General features: G+C 53.8%; 23 protein-coding genes and 1 pseudogene. All 24 read left to right on the forward strand.

Translation table 11 applies throughout. The annotated features are described in order from the left end of the window. Positions 1-34 precede the first annotated feature (34 nt). Positions 35-1,237, forward strand: a complete 1,203-nt coding sequence (locus tag KHQ26_RS23045) for a DUF2213 domain-containing protein (protein WP_117051286.1) — start codon at positions 35-37, stop codon at positions 1,235-1,237. Between the two features lie 3 nt (positions 1,238-1,240). Next, positions 1,241-1,735: a hypothetical protein gene (locus tag KHQ26_RS23050; protein ID WP_160552477.1), complete on the forward strand. Its 495-nt coding sequence runs from the start codon at positions 1,241-1,243 to the stop codon at positions 1,733-1,735. Positions 1,736-1,746: 11 nt separating this feature from the next. Continuing rightward, positions 1,747-2,688 carry a DUF2184 domain-containing protein gene (locus KHQ26_RS23055; protein ID WP_064168879.1) on the forward strand — a complete coding sequence of 314 codons (942 nt, stop codon included), beginning with the start codon at positions 1,747-1,749 and terminating at the stop codon, positions 2,686-2,688. A 39-nt stretch (positions 2,689-2,727) separates the two neighbouring features. After that, positions 2,728-3,009, forward strand: a complete 282-nt coding sequence (locus KHQ26_RS23060) for an STY1053 family phage-associated protein (RefSeq protein WP_021441342.1) — start codon at positions 2,728-2,730, stop codon at positions 3,007-3,009. Further along, positions 2,978-3,397: a DUF4054 domain-containing protein gene (locus KHQ26_RS23065; protein WP_086624362.1), complete on the forward strand. Its 420-nt coding sequence runs from the start codon at positions 2,978-2,980 to the stop codon at positions 3,395-3,397. The genes KHQ26_RS23060 and KHQ26_RS23065 overlap by 32 nt, the downstream gene beginning before the upstream one ends. Next, complete coding sequence (locus tag KHQ26_RS23070) at positions 3,394-3,894, forward strand: hypothetical protein (protein ID WP_134392636.1); 501 nt, start codon at positions 3,394-3,396, stop codon at positions 3,892-3,894. The genes KHQ26_RS23065 and KHQ26_RS23070 overlap by 4 nt, the downstream gene beginning before the upstream one ends. Continuing rightward, a complete protein-coding gene (locus KHQ26_RS23075) occupies positions 3,894-4,280 on the forward strand; it encodes a head-tail adaptor (RefSeq protein ID WP_134392637.1) in 387 nt (128 codons plus the stop codon). The genes KHQ26_RS23070 and KHQ26_RS23075 overlap by 1 nt, the downstream gene beginning before the upstream one ends. Next, positions 4,273-4,815: a hypothetical protein gene (locus KHQ26_RS23080; RefSeq protein WP_416234137.1), complete on the forward strand. Its 543-nt coding sequence runs from the start codon at positions 4,273-4,275 to the stop codon at positions 4,813-4,815. The genes KHQ26_RS23075 and KHQ26_RS23080 overlap by 8 nt, the downstream gene beginning before the upstream one ends. Before the next feature lie 3 nt (positions 4,816-4,818). Then, entirely contained in the window at positions 4,819-5,964 is a 1,146-nt protein-coding gene (locus KHQ26_RS23085; protein ID WP_211777961.1) for a DUF3383 family protein, read from the forward strand. 10 nt (positions 5,965-5,974) lie between these two features. Continuing rightward, on the forward strand, positions 5,975-6,418 hold the full coding sequence (locus KHQ26_RS23090; protein ID WP_142970216.1) for a DUF3277 family protein: 444 nt from the start codon (positions 5,975-5,977) through the stop codon (positions 6,416-6,418). Between the two features lie 3 nt (positions 6,419-6,421). Beyond that, a complete protein-coding gene (locus KHQ26_RS23095; protein WP_117032180.1) occupies positions 6,422-6,850 on the forward strand; it encodes a phage tail assembly chaperone in 429 nt (142 codons plus the stop codon). 35 nt (positions 6,851-6,885) lie between these two features. Then, positions 6,886-7,038, forward strand: a complete 153-nt coding sequence (locus tag KHQ26_RS23100; protein WP_110247638.1) for a DUF6889 family protein — start codon at positions 6,886-6,888, stop codon at positions 7,036-7,038. Further along, positions 7,028-8,944: a hypothetical protein gene (locus tag KHQ26_RS23105; protein WP_211777962.1), complete on the forward strand. Its 1,917-nt coding sequence runs from the start codon at positions 7,028-7,030 to the stop codon at positions 8,942-8,944. The genes KHQ26_RS23100 and KHQ26_RS23105 overlap by 11 nt, the downstream gene beginning before the upstream one ends. Next, positions 8,944-9,543: a phage baseplate protein gene (locus KHQ26_RS23110; RefSeq protein ID WP_102015733.1), complete on the forward strand. Its 600-nt coding sequence runs from the start codon at positions 8,944-8,946 to the stop codon at positions 9,541-9,543. Before KHQ26_RS23105 ends, KHQ26_RS23110 begins: the two co-directional genes overlap by 1 nt. Next, on the forward strand, positions 9,544-9,846 hold the full coding sequence (locus tag KHQ26_RS23115) for a phage baseplate plug family protein (RefSeq protein WP_416234138.1): 303 nt from the start codon (positions 9,544-9,546) through the stop codon (positions 9,844-9,846). Positions 9,847-9,848: 2 nt separating this feature from the next. After that, positions 9,849-10,877, forward strand: a complete 1,029-nt coding sequence (locus KHQ26_RS23120) for a hypothetical protein (RefSeq protein WP_102015735.1) — start codon at positions 9,849-9,851, stop codon at positions 10,875-10,877. Beyond that, positions 10,874-11,218, forward strand: a complete 345-nt coding sequence (locus KHQ26_RS23125) for a hypothetical protein (RefSeq protein WP_102015736.1) — start codon at positions 10,874-10,876, stop codon at positions 11,216-11,218. The genes KHQ26_RS23120 and KHQ26_RS23125 overlap by 4 nt, the downstream gene beginning before the upstream one ends. 2 nt (positions 11,219-11,220) lie before the next feature. Then, positions 11,221-11,586, forward strand: a complete 366-nt coding sequence (locus tag KHQ26_RS23130; protein ID WP_211777963.1) for a phage minor head protein — start codon at positions 11,221-11,223, stop codon at positions 11,584-11,586. A 47-nt stretch (positions 11,587-11,633) separates the two neighbouring features. Continuing rightward, positions 11,634-12,287: a Gp138 family membrane-puncturing spike protein gene (locus tag KHQ26_RS23135; protein ID WP_211777964.1), complete on the forward strand. Its 654-nt coding sequence runs from the start codon at positions 11,634-11,636 to the stop codon at positions 12,285-12,287. 1 nt (position 12,288) lies between these two features. Then, positions 12,289-12,642 (forward strand): hypothetical protein, encoded by a 354-nt coding sequence (locus tag KHQ26_RS23140; RefSeq protein ID WP_086076537.1) that lies wholly within the window; start codon positions 12,289-12,291, stop codon positions 12,640-12,642. Then, positions 12,642-13,841 (forward strand): baseplate J/gp47 family protein, encoded by a 1,200-nt coding sequence (locus tag KHQ26_RS23145; RefSeq protein ID WP_211777965.1) that lies wholly within the window; start codon positions 12,642-12,644, stop codon positions 13,839-13,841. Before KHQ26_RS23140 ends, KHQ26_RS23145 begins: the two co-directional genes overlap by 1 nt. Further along, positions 13,838-14,611: a DUF2612 domain-containing protein gene (locus tag KHQ26_RS23150; RefSeq protein ID WP_117034334.1), complete on the forward strand. Its 774-nt coding sequence runs from the start codon at positions 13,838-13,840 to the stop codon at positions 14,609-14,611. Before KHQ26_RS23145 ends, KHQ26_RS23150 begins: the two co-directional genes overlap by 4 nt. After that, positions 14,611-15,384: a phage baseplate protein gene (locus tag KHQ26_RS23155; RefSeq protein ID WP_150395904.1), complete on the forward strand. Its 774-nt coding sequence runs from the start codon at positions 14,611-14,613 to the stop codon at positions 15,382-15,384. Before KHQ26_RS23150 ends, KHQ26_RS23155 begins: the two co-directional genes overlap by 1 nt. A gap of 35 nt (positions 15,385-15,419) precedes the next feature. Then, positions 15,420-16,781: pseudogene (locus KHQ26_RS23160) on the forward strand (hypothetical protein); the annotation flags it as partial.

Genomic DNA, 16,781 nt, shown 5'->3' on the forward strand with positions numbered 1-16,781 from the left:
GCCTTTTCAATGCCCGCAATTCAGCAGGTAACCCATGAAATATTTCTTTAAAACCCGCCTGGGCAATACCCGCTTTCAACTTGCTGATGGGTCAGTCCTGTTTAAGGACGTCCCGATCGCAAGGACTGGCGAGCAGGAGTACGACGCCACAGAGCGGCCTGAGCTTGTCCCAAACGACAGAGGGAAGGTCATCGTACGCCGGATGCCAGAAGAGGTGTTCAGCGAGCGAGCCATGGCGTCATTCGAAGGCATGGCAGTTACTATCGGCCATCCGCGAGATTTTGACGGGCAGATCATCTTTGTTACCCCTGACAACTGGCGCCAGCTGGCTCACGGGCACATCCAGAATGTACGGCGCGGCACAGAGGATAAAACCGATCTGCTGCTGGCTGATGTCATCGTCAAAACCCCGGAAGCCCTGCAGGCTATTGATGATGGTGATGACGAGGTCAGCTGCGGGTACGACGCCGATTACGAACAAATTTCACCTGGTCTCGCAAAGCAATCTGCGATTACCGCTAACCATCTGGCCCTTGTCCCTAACGGGCGGGCCGGTTTCCGTTGTGCAATAGGGGATTCTATGCCAAGCACTACTAAAAACTGGTTTACCCGGCTCCTGAAGGCCCGTAAAACCGGGGACGCTGCCGAAATGGCAAGTCTCATTGATAACCCGCCTGATGATGTCACTGGCGATAACGATGTATCGACCTCTATGACACCCGGCGGCGTAGTCATTAACCTTGCGCCGCAAAATCCGCTTCCCGGCCCGGCATTACCTGGTACCGGCGATGGTGAGGAAGAAATTCCTGCATGGGGTAAGGCGCTGATTGAGGCGGTTGCCAAGCTTACGCCTGCGGCAACCGCTCCTGGCACCGGCGATGCCGAGGACGAAGAGGAGAAAAAGGAAGAAGAGGGTAAGGTTACCGGCGACGCCGCTTACCGTGCCGATCTGATTCAGCCAGGCATCCAGTTGCCAGAAAAGGCGAAGCCGACAGCATTCAAACGTCAGGTGCTCGCCTCTGCCGATCAATCTCTGGTGCGCTCTATTGTCGGTGATGCCGATATCAGCAAGCTGAAAAAAGCCACGGTGGATATGGCTTTCACGGCTGTTTCTGAGCTGGCGAAAAACCGCAATACTAAAACCGTCGACAGCCTGCAAACGCAGACTGCCACCACTGTTAAAACCATTGCCGGTATGAATCAGGCCGCGCAGGAATTCTGGTCTAAACGAGGCTAACCAATGGGTAATACATTTCTTTACCGGATGCCAGCGGGCATCGCCGGGGCAATTTCTCGTCCGCAGGATCTGACGGTTGAACCTCAACTGCTGGACTCCTCCAACCTTTTCCCCGCTTACGGCCTTGGCGGCAAGATTTCCTCCGGGAAATTTGTGCCAATCGCTGCGAGCGATACAGCGTCGGCGCTGGTGGGCATTTACGTTCGTCCGTATCCGACCGCCAGCCAGCCGGATAAAGTCCAGCAGGTAGGCAGCGGTAAAAACTTCACCGGCGATTGCCTGGTACGTGGTTACGTCACGGTAAACATCGGCGTGGATGCATCCAGCGTTGCGCTGCATGGCCCGGTCTACATGCGAGTGGCCACACCATCCGCCTCAAGCCCTCTCGGCGCGTTCCTTGCCGCCGCTGATGGCTCGAATACCGTCCAGATCACTAACGCTTACTTCAATGGCCCTGGCGATACCAGCGGCAACATTGAGCTGGCCTTCAATATTTAAGGAAATCGCAAATGCCAATGACATTTGACCAGGCGACAGTCGACGGCACTGGTGCCTTTCTTGTCCATGAGCTGGAGCGTCTCGATCAGACACTGAATCTGCCGCTGGTGAATTTCACCTGGTCGCGCGATATCCAGTTGCGTGAAGACGTGTCTATTGCTGACGAGATCAGCTCGTTCACTAACACCACCTTTGCTGCTGCCGGTACACCGAATGCTAACGGTAAAAACTGGCTTAGCAAAATCCCTACCGCGCTGGCTGGCGTTAACGTCGACATCGCAAAAACTGGCTTCCCGCTTACCCTTTGGGGTATGGAGCTGGGATGGACCGTTCCCGAATTGCAGGCAGCTGCGCAGGTTGGTCGCCCGATCGACACGCAGAAGTACGACGGCATGCAGCTGAAGTGGAACATGGACACGGACGAGCAGGTTTATATCGGCGATTCCGGTCTGAACGTTAAAGGACTGCTGAACCTGACGCAGGTAACGCCGACCAACGCCGCGAAGACCTGGGCGACCTCCACCGCTGACGAAATCCGGGCGAGCATTAATGCCGGGTTGAGTGCAGCGTGGGCCAACTCGGCTTACTCCATGGTACCGACGGACCTGCTGATCCCGCCGGAGCAGTTCTCTCTGCTGGCAAGCACCATCGTATCCAGCGCTGGTAACCAGTCCCTGCTGACCTATCTGGAAACCAACACCATCGCATACCACCAGAACGGGCGTCCTCTGAACATCCGTCCGGTGAAATGGGCGAAAGGTCGTGGCGTGTCGAACTCTGATCGCATGATGTTCTACACCAACGACAAGAAATACGTTCGCTTCCCGATGGTTCCGCTGATGAGCGTGCCGATCCAGTATCGCGGCCTGTATCAGCTCGTAACCTATTACGGCAAGCTGGGTGCAGTAGAGCCGGTTTATCCTGAAACTCTGGCCTACGTCGACGGCATCTAACCTGCGGCGGCCCGAAAGGGCCGCTCATGAGGACTTGCAATGAAAAAGATTTACGTACTCTCCCCGTTTAACTTCAACGACGGCAAAGAGCAAAAGCATTTCCCGGTTGGCTTCCACGACGTCGATGACACGGTTGCTGATCACTGGTTCGTAAAAGCGCACTGTTCACCGGATGGCGAAGCGCCAGCGATTGCAGAAGACCCGCGAATTGCTGAGCTGGAAGCAAAAATCGCCGAGAAAGACGCGCGCATTGCTGAACTCGAAGCGCAATTGCCGGAGACTACCAATAATGGCAAGAAATCAAAGTCTGCCGACGCCTGAGCAGTTCAGGGCAACCTTTCCGCAGTTCGCTGACGATACAAAGTACCCCACGCCAATGATTCAGGCTCGACTGAATCTTGCTGATGCCATGCTGAGTGAGTCGCGCTTTGGCGTGGATATCTTTCCCTACATCGTCGGGCTGTATGTTGCGCACTATATGTACCTTTACGCCGCCGATATGCGTGGTGTGGCTGTGGGTACTGCTGGTGGCGTAAATAGCGGCATACAGACCGCGAAATCAGTGGATAAGGTTTCAGCCAGTTATGACGCAAGCGCAACCCTGGACCCTAATGCCGGTTTCTGGAACAACTCCCGTTACGGATCGGAGTTCTGGGAATACCTGATGATGTTTGGTGCCGGAGCGGTTCAACTGGGGACGCCGGAATGAAAAGCGGGCTCACAATTCGGGAAGACAATTACAGCAGCGTTCTGGATGCGCTGAAGCAGCTGTCTGGCACCGATGTGCTGGTGGGCATTCCCGCTGGCCCTCCACGTGAGGATTCGCCACTGAGTAATGCCGAAATTGGTTACCTGCAGTCTACCGGGGCGACCGTGGAGATTGACGGCGATATCGTCACGCTCCCGCCACGGCCTTTTCTCGATATGGGTATAGAGGATTCTCGGGATAAAACCACCGCTCGGTTAAAACTTGCCGCACAGGCCGCGCTTGAGGGTAATGCCGGTCTGGCGGAGCAGCATCTTGAAGCCGCCGGACAGATTGCCCGAGACGCCTCAAAAGCGGTTATCGGTGACGGTGACCGCCTCACGCCTCTCTCGGAGAAAACGCTCCAACGCCGGCGAGCGAAGGGATTACCTGGCGACAAGCCGCTTTATGCGCATGGCTTCCTGTTGCGGGCGATTAACTACGTCGTGAGGAAAAAATAATGCCGATGCTCGATGTGACAGAGGTCCTGTTAGACCCGGATTTTGTCGATCTGACTCTGGTGTGTCACCGACAGGTGCAGACGGTTGATGAGGATAACTTCCCGGTTAACACCGCGCAGGATATCCCGTTCTCTGGCGTGGTGACTGTCGACCGTTCTCTGGAAGCGAAGCGCATGGCCGCCGGACAGAACATCGACGGGGCGATACTCATCGTGACGCAATTCCGCCTGACGCAGGGCCAGCCAGGTTTAGACGCTGACACTGTGACGTACAGGGGGCGTGAATATCGTGTGACCTTTGTCGACCCGTATACGGCGTACGGTGCCGGTTTCGTTCAGGCGCATTGCGAGCTGATGGAATTCGACGGGGGAACGCCAAGTGAGTAATGACAGCACTACGGCGGGTTACCTGACACCCGTCGGGGCTTCGCCGCCCTACGATGAAGATCTGGAACGGCTAATCAGTCGCTGGATACGGGGCGTGACCGGGCTGGATGCCTCGCTGGTTTACCCGCGCTGGACCGACCCACAGCAGGCTATCCCGAAAAACGGCACCACCTGGTGCGCGTTCGGTATTACCGGCATCCAGGAGGACTTCAACCCCGCGTACGTGCAGGGTGAAGAGAACACCGAGCAGTGGTCGCATGAAACCATCAGCCTGATCCTCTGTTTTTATGGCCCGCAGGGGCTGGCGGCGGCCACGCGCTTTCGTGATGGCCTCCTGGTGGCTCAGAACAACGACGAACTGAACCACGTCGGGCTGACGTTCCTGCAGCATGGGCGGATCCTCAACCTGCCCGAGCTCATCAATAACCAGTGGGTGCGCCGCTACGATATCAGCGTTGACCTGCGCCGCAAAATCATCCGCCAGTACGGCATTAAATCGCTGGTCGACGCGCCAGTGCAATTCTTTGGAGATTAAAACATGGCACAGGGCTTACCTGTTTCCAATGTCGTTAACGTTGATGTCATCATGTCACCGGTAGCGGCAACGGGGCGTAACTTCGGTGCGCCCCTCATTCTGGGTACCTCTACGGTTATCCCGGTCACTGAGCGTATTCGCCAGTATTCAGCCATTGAGGATATCGGCGATGATTTTGGTGTCGATTCTCCCGAGTACGAGGCGGCGACCATCTTCTTTTCACAGTCACCAAAACCCACTCTGGTCTATATCGGCCGCTGGGCGAAAACGCTGGCGGAGGGTGAAACCGGCACGGTAGAAACCCTGCTGCAGGCGGTTAATGCCTCACTGCAATACACCAACTGGTACGGCCTGGCTATTGCCGATAGCGCCGATCTGGTTGAAGCGGATGTGATTTCGGTGGCCGCGGCGATCGAGGCTTCCAGTCTGAGCCGTATTCTGGCGGTTACCACTGATGACGCGAATGTACTGGTATCCGGTAATACCGACAATATCGGCTATAAGCTGAAGGCGGCGGGCTACTCACGCACATTCTGGCAGTACAGTACCAGCAGCAAATATGCCGCTATCTCGGCCTTTGGTCGTGCGTTCACTGTGAACTTTACCGGCAACAACACCACGATCACCCTGAAGTTCAAGACTGAGCCAGGCGTGACGTACGAGACGCTGACGACCGCGCAGGCATCCGCCATTGATGCCATTAACGGTAACGTCTACGTCTACTACGCCAACGATACGGCGATTATCCAGCAGGGCGTGATGGCGAACGGTGATTTCTTCGACGAACGCCACGGGCTGGACTGGCTGCAGAACTACGTTCAGACCAATCTCTATAACCTGCTGTACACCTCGACCACCAAAATTCCGCAGACCGACGCGGGCGTAACCCGGTTAATGACCAACGTCGAAGCATCGCTGGATCAGGCGGTAAATAACGGGCTGATTGCTCCGGGCGTCTGGAATGGTGGCCCGATTGGCCAGATTGAATCCGGCGATACCCTGACCAAGGGTTACTACGTCCACGCCGACGCGGTAGCCAACCAGGCACAATCTGACAGGGAAGCGCGTAAGTCGCCGGTGATTCAGGCGGCCATTAAACTGGCAGGGGCGATTCACTATGGCGACGTACAGATCAACGTGGTTCGATAAGGGGGAATAAATGGGAAACACCTACAGCTTTATTGACGTCTCGGCCTCCCTTACCGGCCCAACCGGAAGTATCGATCTGGGCTACGGCTCGGCGAACTCCGAAGAGGGCATCACGGTTGTGATGACCGAGGCAAAAAACACCATGACCATCGGTGCAGACGGCGAAGGCATGCACAGCCTGCACGGCGGCAAAAGCGGCACAATCACCGTCACTCTGTTGAAAACATCCCCGGTAAACAAAAAGCTGTCCCTGATGTACAACGCCCAGAGTCAGTCCTCCGCCACCTGGGGCAATAACGTTATCGTCGTGCGAAACAAAGCATCCGGCGATATCTCGACAGCCCGCGGATGCGCGTTCCAGAAACAACCGGATCACGCTAACGCCAAAGTTGGCAATACGGTGTCGTGGGTATTCGACTGCATCAAAATCGACCAGCTGCTGGGGGAGTTCTAACCGATGGAATTTGAAATCAAAGGCGTCAACTACCGTACCGCCAAACTCGACGTTTTCCAGCAACTGAAAGTCAGCCGTAAGCTTCTGCCTGTGCTGGCCGGTCTGGTTAGCGAGTTCTCGACGCTGAAGGCTCAGGCGGCTGCCGGAAACTCCGGAGCCGTGCTGGAAAGCGTACTGCCGAAAATTGCCGATACGCTGGCCGCGCTGCCGGACGAGGACGTTAACGCGGTGATTTACCCGTGTCTGGGTGTCGTGTCCCGCCAGCACGAAAAGGGATGGGCGAAAGTCTTCGATCAGGGCGTACTGATGTTCGACGATATCGATCTGTTTACGATGCTGCAGCTGGTGGCGCGGGTGGTCGCCGACAGCTTGGGAAATTTTTTGAAAGAACTCCCCGACAACGAGAAGGTGGCCCCGTCGCCGCAGGCTTAACGCTGGAATCCCTGCCGGAAGGCGAAAGCTTCCTGATGCGCCCGGTGGAAGCCGGGTACATTCCTTATACCGCATTGAAGGACGGTTCGGTCGACCTGGCCGACGTTGCCCGCATGAATGACTGGCTGGACCTGAAAGCCGATAACGAATACCGCATAGCGAAATGGAGAGAGGCTAATGAACGCTGAAACGCTCAAGGACTTTCTGATCTCGCTTGGGTTTAACGTTGATGAGGCTGGCGCCAGAAAATTCGATGCCGTCGTTGCCGGGACAACGCTTAAAGCGATTGAACTGGGCGTCAAAGTTGAAGCAGCAGCGCTTTCCGTCGTGGCGTTCACCGCAAAAATTGCCAGCGGTCTCGACGACCTGTACTGGGCCTCCCAGCGCACTGGCGCGACGGTGGAGGGCATTAAGCAGATTGGGTATGCGGTAAGTCAGGTTGGCGGCAGTGTCGACGGAGCCCGCGGCTCTCTCGAAAATCTTGCCAGGTTCATGCGTAACAATCCCGGAGCGGAAGGTTTTCTGAACCGTCTGGGAGTCCAGACCCGTGACGCCAGCGGCAATATGCGGGACATGGCGACGATATTTACCGGCGTCGGCCAGCGTCTTAGCAGCATGCCTTATTACCGCGCTAACCAGTACGCTCAAATGCTGGGTCTGGATGAAAACACCCTGATGGCAATGCGTCGCGGTATCGGCCAGTTTAGTGGCGAATACACCGCGATGGCGAAGGCGATCGGCTATAACGCCGATGTGGCCGCTGTCAGCTCTAATAAGTTCATGACCTCGCTGCGCTCCTTTGGACTGATGGCTGGCATGGCGCGCGATAAAATAGGCTCCAGCCTCGCTGATGGTCTTGCTGGTTCTCTCGACAGGCTGCGTCGCCAGATACTGGACAACTTCCCCAAAATTGAAGGCGCAATCACCGCGACGGTTAAGGGTATCCTCTGGATGGGGGAAGCTGTTGGGCGGATTGTTTACCGGCTTATTCAGGCCGCCATTGACATCAAGAGTTGGTGGAAAGGGCTCAACGACGACACCAAAGTGCTGATCGAAACGCTTGGCGGCTTGCTGGTGGCCTGGCGACTGCTGAACTCGGCAATGCTTGCTTCGCCGGTTACATGGGTGCTGGAGCTGGCCGGCGCAATCCTGTTGTTGTACGACGATTACAAGACCTGGAAGGAAGGCGGTAAAAGCCTCATCGACTGGAAGTCGTGGGAACCGGCGATAACTCTGGCTCTTAACGCCATTGATAAGCTGTGGTCAGGCATTAAGCGTCTCAAAGATGAGCTGATTAAGCTTTTCGGCATCGACCCTAAAACCTGGTCGATTAAATTTGAGTTCGACAATCTGAGGAAGCAATTTGATGAGCTCAGCAAGATGCTGGATATCATCGGTAAGCTTCTCAACGCGATTGATGAAGGGCGATGGTCAGACGCTGCCGCTTACGCCAGGCTGCTTCTGAAGCAGAGCGGTAATACTGCTCCACCAAATGCGGTGACAGACAGCGCCAATAGCGCTGCTGACTGGATAAAGGATAAGACAGGATTTGACCCGCGCAGCATAGGCCGTTTCTTCCGTGGTGAGGGGAATACGCTTGCAGATCGCAACAATAACCCCGGCAATATTCGGCCCGTAGGCGGTGGTGGCTTTCGTGCGTTTGGTTCTGCGCTGGAAGGCTGGGAGGCCATGAAAAACCAGCTCATGCGGTACTTCACTGGTAAAACGACCGGGCGCCGCCTGCAGACTATCATGGATATCGTCAGCACCTGGGCACCTGCGGCCGATAACAACGATCCTGCCAAATATGCCCGTGATGTTGCTGGCTGGATGGGTGTATCGCCGACGGCAGCATTAAACCTGTCCGACCCCAATACAATGGCTATGCTTATGCAGTCTATGGCCCGCAAAGAGGGTTATTCGAACTGGAATAGCCCGCTTGCCCACCAGGCTGCTGGCGCGACATTGAACCAGAATACCGTTATCAACATTTCTGGTGTCAGCGATCCGAGAGAAGCAGGGAAAATCGTCTCTGATAGCCAGAGCAACGTTAATGCACGCGCAACCCAGCAACTAACCAGGGGGCCGAGCTGATGGATATTCTCTCTACGCTGTTCCAGCAGCAGACCCGGCGAATTGGGCTGATGATCCCCGACGTGGTGGTTACCGAACGGCATAGCGACGCACTGGAAATAACCGAGCACCCGGTGGAAAGGGCAACCACCGCCGGGACCGGGTTTATCTCCGATCACGCCTATCGCCGACCATCAGAAGTCATAATGGAGACTGGCTTTGCTGGTGGCGGTTCACTGCTGGATTTCTACGATACCCGCAACATTGGGTTATCGACGCCGCTCAACAGCATGGGGCCAAAGGAAGTTTATGCAGAGCTTCTAAAAATGCAGCGGGAAAGGCAGTTACTCGACGTAACCACAGGTAAGCGGCTGTATACCAATATGGTAATTCGCTCCCTCGATGTGACTACCGATCGCGCCAGCGAGAATGTCCTGATGGCGACCATTACGCTAAGGGAGGTCATCACCACCCAGACGCAGACAGTTAGTGTGGCCGCAAAGGAAAACATGAAAGAGGGGGCTAATACCTCGGCAGTCCAAAACTCAGGCGTGAAAACTCCAACGCCTAAGGATGAGTCATTGCTAAGCCGGGGTGTACGTTTCTTCACCGGAGGTTAAATGGCTGTATCAGAAATCCCGTTATCACCCGACAACCAGCAGTTCGCGGTTGCGCTGGCGGGTCAGAGCTTTCAGATGGCGATAACCTGGCGGGCGGTGTTCTGGTGTCTGGATATCATGGACAGTGCCGGCGCCGACCTGATTAAGGGCATACCGCTAATCACCGGCGCCGACCTGCTGGCGCAGTATCGCTTTCTTGGTCTGGGGTTTTCGCTCTATGTCGTCTGTGATGACCCGGCGAACGGCAACCCTACGGAAACAGACCTCGGAATCAAAAGCCATCTCTACGTGGTAACGGAGTAATCATGTCACAAAACTGGATGCGGCATTTCGAGCTGCAACTTATCGATGATAAAGGTGACGGGATTTCTCTGTCAGATTTCAAAGTGACGTTTAACATCCAGAAGATGCCCGCCACGATATTTAATGGTTTTGTGGGTAACTTCAAAATTTACAATCTGGCGCCAGAAACCCAGAACCGAATAATGGGGAAGGAATATACCCGCATAAGGTGTATAGCCGGCTATAACGGCATTGCTGACGAGAGCGGGGAGTATCCCGATAAAAACATCGGACTGATTTTCAATGGCGATATTCGGTTTACTATCACAGGGAAGGAAAACGTAACCGATAGTTGGGTGCTCATTCAGTGTATTGACGGTTGGGAAGGGCACCTGAACGCCAGCGTAAAAACGACCGTAGCGGCTGGCTGGAAGCATGCAGACCTGTTTGATCTCGGCATGCAGACCCTGAGCCCTTACGGCATAACTGAAGGAAGCAGGCCGGACTTTGGCGCGACCGTTTTTCCCCGCGGGCGCACTATCTATCAGAACACCGGCCGCCTGATGTATAGCCTGGCGGGTCAGTGCAAAGCTAACTGGTGGTACGAAAACAACCAGGTGCATATTGTTCCTGAAGATAAATATATTCAGGAGGCGATCGTACTCAACGCCGATACAGGCCTGATTGGCATGCCGCAGCAGACAATGGGCGCCGGTGTTAATGTCCGCTGCCTGATAAACCCAAACATTAAGCTGGGCGGCCTTATCCGGCTGGATCAGGCGTCGGTGTACCGCGTGGCTCTTGGCAGCGACCAGGTTGGACAGTCACCGGGGCGCTTGGGCGAAAACACTACAGATGGCAACATCTATGTTGATGGGCTGCCAGGTGCACAGTTGTCCGCAATCAATACCGATGGTGATTACATTGTCGGCAGCATTGACTATACTGGCGATACTCGCGGGCAGGCGTGGTATATGGACCTGCTGTGTCTGGCGAAAGGGGCTCGGGATTTGCTCAACTCAAAAGGTTTGGATGCGGCACAATACACATGAAAAAAAACATCGTTGCTTGTATTTTTACACTCTTTCTTGCTACTCCCGCCATTGCGGGTACTGCCTGTGGGCCATTTGGAATTAACTGGAAATCGCAGGACGGCTTTGCGAGGATAAATGGCTCGAAGCCGGAATCGCAAAAAATCACCTTTCTGAAGACAAAAGATGATTATAACAACGTGAAAATACAGTGGATGCTTCCAGATGCTAGATCTGGTAGCTGGTTGGGACTGGACTTTGTCGCCCATAATGGCAAACCCATACTCAACGTTGAAGTGATCCGCAAGAATATGGATGAACCGAGACAGTTCTGGACTTATGATTGCGTGAAGGTGAAATAATAATGACTGCAACCCTTATTCTTGCTGTTATGATTTTTATTTCTTTATATGTAAGACTTAAAAATTATCTTAAAAAGAGATCGGATGATCAATTTATGCGGAATATGGTGCATTCACCCCACCATCGAACCCCTTCGGAACTTGCCCGCTTTGAAAAAATAAGATCGCAAAGAGTGGGGTCTAAAAAATTTATCTGGCATTCTGCCGGAGATGCAGGGTGCTGTCCGGAATGTGCGAGAAATAATGGTAAAAAATTTAAGTGGGACAAACCGCCAATAACAGGCTTGCCCGGGGAGGGTAAATGTTGCCCTGATGGCAAATGCAGGTGTTGGGCTGAAGCCGTAATACCGCCGCCGAGAAAATCCTAATATCCTAACCCGCTCCTGCGGGTTTTTTATTGCCCGGAGTAAACCAAATGCCCGTAGCACTAAACTCCCAGCTCGGCAGCAAAGAGCAGGCCGACGCGCATCTGGCGCAGGCGATCATGTCCGCGATGCGCGTATCCATTCCCGGCATCATCCAGTCGTTTGATCCAGACGCGGTCACCGCCGTTATTCAGCCCGCGATTAAAGGTGTCGAACATGATGCTTCTGGCGCTGAGGTATCCGTAAACCTGCCGCTGCTGGTGGATGTCCCTGTCATATTCCCTCGCGGCGGAGGCTGCACGCTGACATTTCCCGTTAAAGAAGGCGACGAATGCCTGGTTATCTTTGCGGACCGCTGTATTGATTTCTGGTGGCAAAGCGGAGGTATTCAAGAACCGGTAGACGAGCGCATGCATGATTTATCCGATGCCTTCTGCATTGTCGGCCCGCAGTCACAGGCGAAGAAAATCGGCGGCATCAGCACAAGCGCGGTAGAGCTGCGCAGTGATGACGGGGAAACAAAGCTAAGTCTTAATCCTGCCAGCGGGGCTATCAATGGTACGGCCCCGGGAGGCTTTAACCTGAACGGGCTAAAAATTCTTTCTGATGGCCGCCTGCAGCTGGTGGATGGCTCAATCGTCGATAAGCATACGCATGGTGGTGTTGAGCCAGGCGGGAGTAACACGGCGCCACTCGGAGGATGATATGCGATACCGACGAGAGGATGATGATGGGGATTATACCTTCGGCCAGGGCGATGATACCTGGCTGGTGAATTCTCCGGAGGCCGTAGCGCAGGCCATAAAAACGCGCTTCCTGCTCTGGTACGGTCAGTGGTTCCTCGATACCACAGAGGGAACGCCCTGGATTCAGTCAGTCCTCGGCAAGCAACGACCTGACACCTATAACCTGGCTATCCGCCGGCGCATCCTGGAAACACAGGGCGTCAGCGGCATCACCGAATTTAACACCGAAGTTGACGGGCGTACGCGGCGTGTAACGTTCACAGCAACGGTGGAAACCATCTACGGGACAACCACAGTAACTTCGGAGGCGTAATGTCTTTGGACCTCGACACACTCGGCTTATCGGCAACGGTAACCGCTGAGGGGATAAGTGCGCCCGACTATCAGACCGTGCTGGACACCATCACCGGTTATTTTCAGCAGATTTATGGCAGTGATGCCTATCTCGATCCCGATAGCAAAGACGGCCAGATGGTGGCGCTGGTGGCCTTGGCTATTCACGACGCCAATAACACGGCCATTTCGGTTTACCGTTCATTCTCTCCGGCAACGGCGCTGGGTGACGCACTGACGAGCAACGTCAAAATTAATGGCATCACCCGGCGTGCAGCGACCAATTCAACTGTCGACCTGCTGCTAACCGGAACCGTCGGTACAACTATCACCAACGGCTCGGTACGCGATACCAATAGCGTGATCTGGAATCTGCCGGCTACGGTGGTGATCGGTACTGACGGTACCGTGGTCGCTACGGCAACGTGTGCGAATAGCGGGGCGGTTGCTGCGGTAGCCGGGTCAGTAAACGGCATCAATACGCCGACGCGCGGGTGGGCCTCAGTAACTAACCCGCTGGCGGCCACCGTTGGTATCGCCGCAGAGACTGACGCTGAACTTCGGGTGAGGCAGTCACAAAGCGTTGCCCTGGCCTCTCTCACACCATTTGCCGCGGTAGACGGTGCGATTGCCAACGTTGAAGGCGTGACCCGTCACAAGCTGTTTGAGAACGATACAGAGACTACCGATGCTAACGGGCTACCGGCTCACTCCATTTCGGCAATCGTCGAGGGTGGGGATGCGACGGAAATCGCAAACACGATACGAAACACTAAGGGGCAGGGCGTATCAACGTACGGTACGACGGCGGTAATAGTCACCGACAAATACGGCAACCCTTACACCATCCGTTTCTCTCGCCCGGTCGACGTGCCGATCTATGTGTCGATAACGATTCAGGCGCTGACGGGTTATAGCTCTGAGGTCGGAGACGAAATGAAGGCGGCGGTGGCGGCGTATATCAATTCGCTGGCCATCGGTGACAGCGTTCTGCTGAGTCGGGTTTATTCCCCGGCTAACCTGGGTGTCGTCAGCGGCGGGAACGCACGTTATTACGACATCATGGAGCTGTTGATCGGTCGAACGGCAGAGGGGGTCGCCGCGGCTAATGTGGTGTTTGCGTACGACGAGTCGGCATCCTGCAGCGTGGATAACATCGCACTGGTGGTGACGCCATGAGCAAATACACCGACCTGATCACCAATTACCACGCAGGAAAGCCGAAATTCTTCGACCACGTTGATTTATCAACGCGGCCACTTATTGATGTTTCCGCTGCGACAGCCGGACTAATCACTGCTTTCGACGTCGATACCGCCGTTGGCGACCAACTGGATATCCTCGGAAAGTGGATCGGCGTTTCACGCGCGGTAGCGGCACCTATTACCGGCGTTTTTCTTGAATGGGATAAAGATCGTGTTGGTTGGGACCAGGGCATCTGGCTTGGTCCATATCAGTCTTCTGATGCCTTAACTTATCTCAGTGATGATGTATACCGTGTAGTGTTAAAAGCTAGGATAGGAATTAACAGCTGGAATGGTCAGAATGGCACGCTGCCTGATATTCTGGAAACAGCACTCGCTGGTACTGGGATTAAAATGATTATCCTTGATAATCAGGATATGACCATCTCGATACTCATCGTTATTGATTCTGAATATTTAATGTCTGTAACAGATCGATTGATATTTGATTCAGGTATGAATCGTGGTCCCTTTATTTCTCTTCCTGATGATTACACACCATCGCGATATGACATTAACCCAATAGATAAACTTCCCGCTGAGTTTGTTTTTGTGGTTCGTGCTGGCCTCCTTACGGTAAAAGCGGCCGGAGTAAGAGTTAGAGAAACGGTTACGCCCTCAAACGGGTATAAATTTTTTGGTTTTGATGTTGAAAATGACTATATCGCCGGTTTCGAAACCGGCGCATGGGGAGAGAACTTCTGATGCCAGTTAATAATTTTAAACCGTTCGCGATAGCTTCCGGGGCAAACGTGGCGACACAGGCTGAGTGGGAGGCGCTCATCGCTTTGTCTACTGGGTTTACAGCGGGCATGGCTCGTTCAGGTCAGGTCAATAAAGCACTGAGGCAGGCAACGGTAATTGCATCTGCTATTGCGCAGTTCATTTCCGATCAGTCCGATGTTGACGTTCTCGATGACGGAGATATGGACAAACTGGGAGGACAGTTGCGGTCTGCTCTGACGTCGCTACAGGTTGATTCCGTTTACCCCGTTGGAATCGTGCTGTTTTTCGCACAGAACAAAAACCCCAACACACTGTTTCCGGGTACGACGTGGTTATACGCAGGTGAAAACAAAACCATTCGCCTGGGCCTTCAGGATGGCGCAGACGTTTTGACTACGGGGGGATCGGATACCGCCACTATTGGTAAATCTAATTTACCGGCTGTGTCATTGACCGTTTCCGGATCGGCGGCGTCCGTGGATCTCGGGACAAAAACCACCAGCAGTAATGGCGATCACACCCATGGCTGGGGTTCTTCAATGCAGAAACAGGGAGGTAGTGATCAGGCCGTCGGTAATAATTCGGGGACAGATTTCGGCACTACATCTACCGCTGGCGCCCACACTCACAGCGTCGCTCTTGGCTCCCACACACATGCCGTTTCCGGTACTACAGAAAATATGGGTACCGGCGCTGCCCTGACAGTTACTAACGCCTACGTCAAGTTGATGGGCTGGTATCGCACCGCCTGATTAACCCGGCGCATATTTTTTGAGGTAATCCCCCTATGCCATTTTATTTGACGCGGGACCCGGTCCCGTCGGCAGACATGCGCAACGTATTCGATAATGCGCAGAATCTTGATTTTGCTTTAAATGATATTACGTCACTTCTATGGAAAGACAGGCTTGGGAAAGAGCGAAAAACATGGTTTGGAATTGAATCCGAATTTGATTTTAAAATGGAGCATTTTGACTCTGTTTTTTCATCATATCTCAGCAAGCAGGAGTATGAATTCTCTGCCTCCCAGAAAGATAAAGAACAGCAATTCCAGAAATTTCTTGAAGGTTCTGGCTATGTTTTTATTGGTGACTATGAGGGCGGGCCTTATCAGTTCACTGCTCGTAATCAATACATTCGATACAACAATCAATTTTACCGACTTAATGTAACGACGGATGTTGGGTTTACCACCACAGGTATAAGTGCGGAAAGTTTCTCCAGTGACCTGAACCATTTCGTATTAATGGATGGAGATACACTTCGGCAGGTTCTGGCTGCAGAAGGCGGTTCTCAGCTTATTTTTGGATTGGGGTATATTGTTAATACATCGGAGTTAATTTTTAGTTCAAAAGAAACGCCGTCAGCATATCGGTCAAATGGGTTTTACGAGCAGTGCGATGGCGGTGAGGCAACATGGCAATATACCGGGAACACCATCCCGGAAAAGGCCGGAACTCATGCTATAACTGAAGGGAAAATTTATAACGCCAATGGCGACGAATACGCCTTAGAGATACGAGGCGGAGCCATTAAGGTTCTCGCTAACGGCGCAAAGGCGTATACCTACAATGAATGTACCGACCAGACAACCGATGATTTTGTCTGTCTCGGGCAAGCCAGTAATGGCATTCTTTCCCGCCTGACGCTCGGTGTGTCCACGGGAAATAACGTAGCGACCTATGATGGCGGCGCTCGTCTGGACCTCATTTATCCAACCAATATGTACCGCATCGGTAAAGAGCCTATTAAGGGCTATTCCGGGGTCAATTATTGCTTTGGCTCCTCTTATCTCATGGTTTATGCCGGTAAGTCTTACACTTATGCCATGACCGGGAAGCGTCTCGACGGCTGGCGGCATGGTGTACCGGAGATTGAGGAAAAATGGCGGGCGGTTAACAAACAGGAGTACTGGGGGTCGCTGAGTCTTCAGAACTGTCATATATACGGCGGCACATGGGACGGTGATCACACCATCCGAAAAATGCCGGAACAGTGCTCTTCGGGGGTGGCGATTCTGGCCCTTAACCCGGAAGGCTTTTTCACCCACGGTGTCACCATCAAAGCTACCTTTAACTGGGCGCAGGTTGAAATGCCCGCGATGCTGGAGCCGACAAAATTCAACCGTGACGGCCACGCCTTTGATAAC

It is taken from the genome of Klebsiella sp. 10 (assembly GCF_018223925.1).
In the GTDB taxonomy this organism is placed as follows: Bacteria; Pseudomonadota; Gammaproteobacteria; order Enterobacterales; family Enterobacteriaceae; genus Klebsiella; species Klebsiella pneumoniae.